This is a genomic window from Shewanella sp. 10N.286.45.A1 (assembly GCF_041470405.1).
GTDB lineage: Bacteria > Pseudomonadota > Gammaproteobacteria > Enterobacterales > Shewanellaceae > Shewanella.
Genome location: NZ_JBFRMK010000070.1, coordinates 1 through 4,797, shown reverse-complemented (window position 1 = coordinate 4,797; position 4,797 = coordinate 1). Strand labels below are relative to the sequence as shown.

Below are 4,797 nucleotides of genomic sequence, written 5' to 3'. Positions count from 1 at the left end.
TTGTGCTTGACCAGAATATTCTGTGGTGGTTTGATAAGTATCAACAACCAAAAAGCTAACGTTTTTTGGCATTTACACTCCCTTGCAAAAAGCTAACATCCATTTCAGGCTGTTAGCTTTTGCTTTAATATTGGTTTCAATCCATCAATCAGTAGGACAAATTGCTAGTTGATGGCTATCAGCTACTGCGACTTCATATGGTGATTAAAGGGATCGTTACCACTAGCAAGCCCCCCATACTCCAGTTGAAATAACGTCGACGCTTGGTTGAATTTAGTTTGTCTTTTATTGCGGCACCTAACACCACCCACGTGAACGAAGCAGGAAAGCCGACAATATTAAACACTAATAAGCCGAGTAACGCACTTGCCCAGTAACCATCACCACTTACCGTAAATGCAGTACAAAGCGTTATCGTTGCCATCCAGCTTTTTGGGTTTATCCATTGAAACAGTGCAGCTTCTTTCATTGACATAGGCTTTCTATCCAACACGTCATAACCATTTTCTACAGGCAAAGTCATCACTCTATATGCAAGAAACAACAGATATATGACCGAGGCCACCTTCAACACTGAGTGCAATAGCGGCCATGACTGGAATAAGCCACCAAGTCCCAACAGAATCGCGACATGCAACATTGTTTGCCCAACTCGGATCCCGATAATATGCGGTAACGTCTGCTTCACACCAAAGTTAGCGCCTGATGTCGCGAGCAAAATATTGTTAGGCCCCGGTGTCATAGTCATTGTGGCGCAAAATATTGCCGCCGAAACCATTAGTGTAAGTAGTGAATCCATCTCTCCCCCCGCAAATTGTACGCATACAATCATTGACACAATCAAATCATTAGCCGCATAATAATCGATACAAAAAGCAGATCAATGGTTTTATTGTCATGGGTACAATTTGGATTCCAACACTTGCAAACTACCAAGGCCCTTTGTATGTTCGCCTTGCAGAGGCCGCTGAAGCAGCAATTAAGAATGGCCAACTGCCAGCAGACACAAAGCTTCCACCGCAGCGACAACTCGCGGATAAAGTCGCTGTTACGGTAGGCACGGTAACCCGGGCTTATGCTTTGCTTGAACAACGCGGTTATGTGTATGCAAAAGTGGGCGCTGGCACCTTTGTAAAAGCCACTCGATATCAGTCAAAACCGCAACAGGCTAACTTTGCGACTTGCGAACAACCGCTAACCAATCAAATCGGTATTATTAGTGATGCTTTAAGCGAGCTAGCTAAAGAACCACATACGATTAGCCAACTGATGCAATACCATGCAGACCCGCTGCCACAACATCAGCTCAATTTCAGCCAGTGGCTACACAAGCGTCAAATACCTCAAACTGCAGAGCAAATTGTTTTTAGTCACGGTGCCCAGCAAGGTATTTTTTCAGTATTAAATGGATTGATGAATGCGGGTGACCACCTGCTATGTGAAGAAAACTGCTACCCCGGAATAAAAGTCGCTGCACAGCAACTCGGGCTCAATATTGAGAGAGTGTCCTTGACCCAAGAGGGATTAAACCTCGCTGAGTTAGAGCGTCAAATAGTTCGCTACAAACCGAAAGCTGTGTATCTAACCCCTAACAATCAGAATCCAACATGCATTCAATACAGCCAGCAACAAAGGCAAACCATTATTGCGCTAGCACGCCAATATGATGTGGTCATTATTGAAGACGATGTGAACTACTGTTTGCCTGAAGAGTGGCACACGCCGATGTGGTGCCTAGATCAAGCATCAACCGATGATACTCTGCAACACAAGGTGGTCTACCTATCTAGTTTATCGAAGCTGTTTTGTGGTGGGCTACGTCAAGGTTTTCTACTTTGTCCACTGCCGTTACTGGCTAAAATTAAACAGGCACTTTATAGCCAATGCTGGATGGTATCGCCCCTAAACACCGAGCTTGCCTGCCGTATTATTAGTAATAAGGTGTTCATGGGAGAAAGAGAGCAGCAAATAGCACAAAGACAGCAACTGTGTATCGCCATGGGAGAGCGTTTAGCGTTAACCCAAACATGGCGTGGCCTTAATGGTTGGTTGAAGCTTGCTCTGCCACTTAAATCTCATCATGTTGTCGCAGCGCTAGCCGCCGAAAGTATACTCATTCGTGATGGTGATGACTTTGATAATCATCATAATCATATTCGACTCAGTATTGGTGGCACATGCGACGAAATAGAGTTTAAAAAGCAACTTGAGTTGATTGAATCTACTATTTTGAAACTAAGCCAAAGTAGCTATTCGTTTGTTTAAATCCCGCAATAAGAATGTCTTAGTAATATTTTAAACAATAAAAAAGCGCTGTTTGACTTGACTGCGCTTAAATTTTGAATCGATTGAAGCGTTGCCGATCACATCTGTTGGTCAACTCTGACATAACCTTTGAGGTAGACCACTCTAACCTCATCATTGACGTTAAAAATCATCCCTTGGTCTAAATCTTGGATAACCATAACTTGCTCGCCACTGTCCAGAGTAATCATCATTTCAACTAACTTCAGCTCTTGATAGTATGAGCTGCCACCATAGCGATTACCGATCCCCGCACCTAGCAGTGCACCTAGTACCGTAGCGACATCTTGGCCTGAGCCACCACCAAATTGATGTCCAACTACGCCACCGATGAGCGCACCACCAAACGTTTTCCAACCCGTATTTTGGTCTTCAACAAGTTGCTTTTCGGTGATGTTCCTGACTGATGCGACTTGACCAAATTCTACTTTCTCAACGGGAACAGCTTGATTGCGATCATAAGGTACTGCACTGAGTTGAGGTATGCTCAAAAACAAACTGATAACCATAAAAACAATTAGATGAGGTTTCAACATAGGCTTTTTTCCGCTAACTTAAAGGTATCTACATTGCCTAATTTTACTCAATTGTGAACTCACTGTCCTATTTAAATCAAGATCAACAAGGTTTTCCACCACCAGAGCAAGCACTGAGTGACCCTAATGGGTTACTTGCAGTGGGTGGCGATCTGCAGCCAGAAAGGCTGTTAAACGCTTATTACAACGGGATTTTCCCATGGTTTAACCAAGATGACCCCATACTATGGTGGTCACCGGATCCCCGTGCTGTTTTTTCACCCGGAAACTTAAGAGTCAGCCGCAGTTTAGTCAAATACCTAAGGAAACAATCTTGGACATTTAGTATCAATAAACAGTTCGCTGCAGTAATTCAAGGCTGCGCGGCGCCTAGAGCCAAGCAAGCGGAAACTTGGATCTCTGACGACATCCAACAGGCGTATCTGAGTTTACATCAACAAGGTCACGCACATTCGATTGAGGTGTGGGAAGACGATACTCTCATAGGTGGGCTTTATGGACTCGCCATTGGCCAAGTCTTTTGCGGCGAATCGATGTTTCATCTTCGCACTAATGCTTCTAAAGCTGCTATGATCGTATTACAGCAGCACCTTTTACGGTGTGGATTTAAACTTATTGATGCACAGGTTGAGAATCCCCATTTAGACAGTTTGGGGGCTAAATCAATAAAGCGTAAAGACTTTCTCACATTGCTTAAGCACTTAAGAGACGGCGACGTTAACCCTGATAGCTGGTTAACTACAGAGGTACCGATTGAACTCTAAATCAAGACCTATTACGGTTGGCAGAACCAAAACCTTTCCTTGCAGCTATCTAGATGAGCAGCAAGAGCAACTCTTGGTATTACAAGAGGAGATCATTGATGCTGGGTTATTTGAGCAACTGCTGGCGTTAGGATTTCGCCGCAGTAGCAGTATGATCTATAAGCCGCAATGCCCACATTGCACCGCTTGTTTACCGATTAGGCTTGAAATTGACGAGTTCAAATTGTCAAAAAGACAGAAACGAACTCTTAAAAATAACCAAGATTTAAGCTGGAAAATAGTTGACCATAAAACGGATGAGCAGTATGCCCTCTATGAGCGCTACGTTAATACACGCCACGCTGATGGCCCTATGTATCCTGCAACGCCGGAGCAATATGATAGTTTTGCGACAGCAAGCTGGACGCAACCACTGTTTATCGAGCTATCGATTGATGACAAGCTCATTGGCGTAGCCGTCACCGACGTGCTGCCCAACAGCTTATCAGCAATCTATAGTTATTTTGATCCCGATGAACACAAGCGCTCCTTGGGAAGTCTGCTAATCTTATTGCAGACTAAGATAGCTAAGATGATGCAAAAGCAATTTTTGTATTTGGGTTATCAAATTGATGAATCAAGAAAGATGAATTACAAGCGAGACTACCGACCTCATCAAATTCTCACCCATTCGGGCTGGGTTACTGAGATTGAGATCAAAAACATAAGCAAATAAACAATAATACTAATAACGCCTCTACAGCCGTGATTCGCTCATCCTTTTCTTTACAGCGAGGTGATTTTGCGGCATGATACGCCCGTTTTTAATATTTGAAGGCTAAACAGGATAACTGATTAATGGCGAAAGAAGACAACATTGAAATGCAAGGCACAATCCTTGAAACCTTGCCAAATACAATGTTTCGTGTAGAACTTGAAAATGGTCATGTCGTAACGGCACACATTTCAGGAAAAATGCGTAAAAACTATATCCGTATTCTTACGGGTGACAAGGTAACGGTTCAGCTGACCCCTTACGATTTGAGCAAAGGACGCATCGTCTTCCGTTCACGCTAAGTTATTATTAGCCTATAACGTATTTAAAAAGCCGGCTTGCGCCGGCTTTTTGTTGTCTGTCATTTGAGTAATGCTAATCAACACAAATAGAGCAGCTAAAGAGTGAAGCCTATGTATCATACCAATCAGTATAAGTA

General features: G+C 43.4%; 6 protein-coding genes. 4 read left to right on the top strand and 2 right to left on the bottom strand.

The features are described 5' to 3' along the window. Nucleotides 1–193: 193 nt before the first annotated feature. Nucleotides 194–799: a LysE family translocator gene (locus AB4238_RS05805; RefSeq protein WP_372032161.1), complete on the bottom strand. Its 606-nt coding sequence runs from the start codon at nucleotides 797–799 to the stop codon at nucleotides 194–196. Between the two features lie 98 nt (nucleotides 800–897). Here AB4238_RS05805 and AB4238_RS05800 point away from each other — a divergent pair, with 98 nt between their 5' ends. Beyond that, the gene (locus AB4238_RS05800; RefSeq protein WP_372032160.1) at nucleotides 898–2,265 is read left to right on the top strand and encodes a PLP-dependent aminotransferase family protein; all 1,368 of its coding nucleotides are present in this window, start codon (nucleotides 898–900) and stop codon (nucleotides 2,263–2,265) included. A 98-nt stretch (nucleotides 2,266–2,363) separates the two neighbouring features. Here the strand turns inward: AB4238_RS05800 and AB4238_RS05795 are convergent, their stop codons facing one another. Next, complete coding sequence (locus tag AB4238_RS05795; RefSeq protein WP_372032158.1) at nucleotides 2,364–2,840, bottom strand: glycine zipper 2TM domain-containing protein; 477 nt, start codon at nucleotides 2,838–2,840, stop codon at nucleotides 2,364–2,366. Between the two features lie 53 nt (nucleotides 2,841–2,893). On the opposite strand from AB4238_RS05795, the gene aat reads away from it, so the two are divergent. The 3 genes from aat to infA all read left to right on the top strand — a co-directional run bounded on the left by aat (nucleotide 2,894) and on the right by infA (nucleotide 4,660). Continuing rightward, the gene (gene aat / locus AB4238_RS05790; RefSeq protein WP_372032156.1) at nucleotides 2,894–3,604 is read left to right on the top strand and encodes a leucyl/phenylalanyl-tRNA--protein transferase; all 711 of its coding nucleotides are present in this window, start codon (nucleotides 2,894–2,896) and stop codon (nucleotides 3,602–3,604) included. Further along, nucleotides 3,594–4,319, top strand: coding sequence for an arginyltransferase (locus tag AB4238_RS05785; protein ID WP_371995463.1), 726 nt, complete (start codon nucleotides 3,594–3,596; stop codon nucleotides 4,317–4,319). Before aat ends, AB4238_RS05785 begins: the two co-directional genes overlap by 11 nt. 122 nt (nucleotides 4,320–4,441) lie before the next feature. After that, the gene (infA, locus tag AB4238_RS05780; RefSeq protein ID WP_005500725.1) at nucleotides 4,442–4,660 is read left to right on the top strand and encodes a translation initiation factor IF-1; all 219 of its coding nucleotides are present in this window, start codon (nucleotides 4,442–4,444) and stop codon (nucleotides 4,658–4,660) included. The last annotated feature ends 137 nt before the right edge of the window (nucleotides 4,661–4,797 follow it).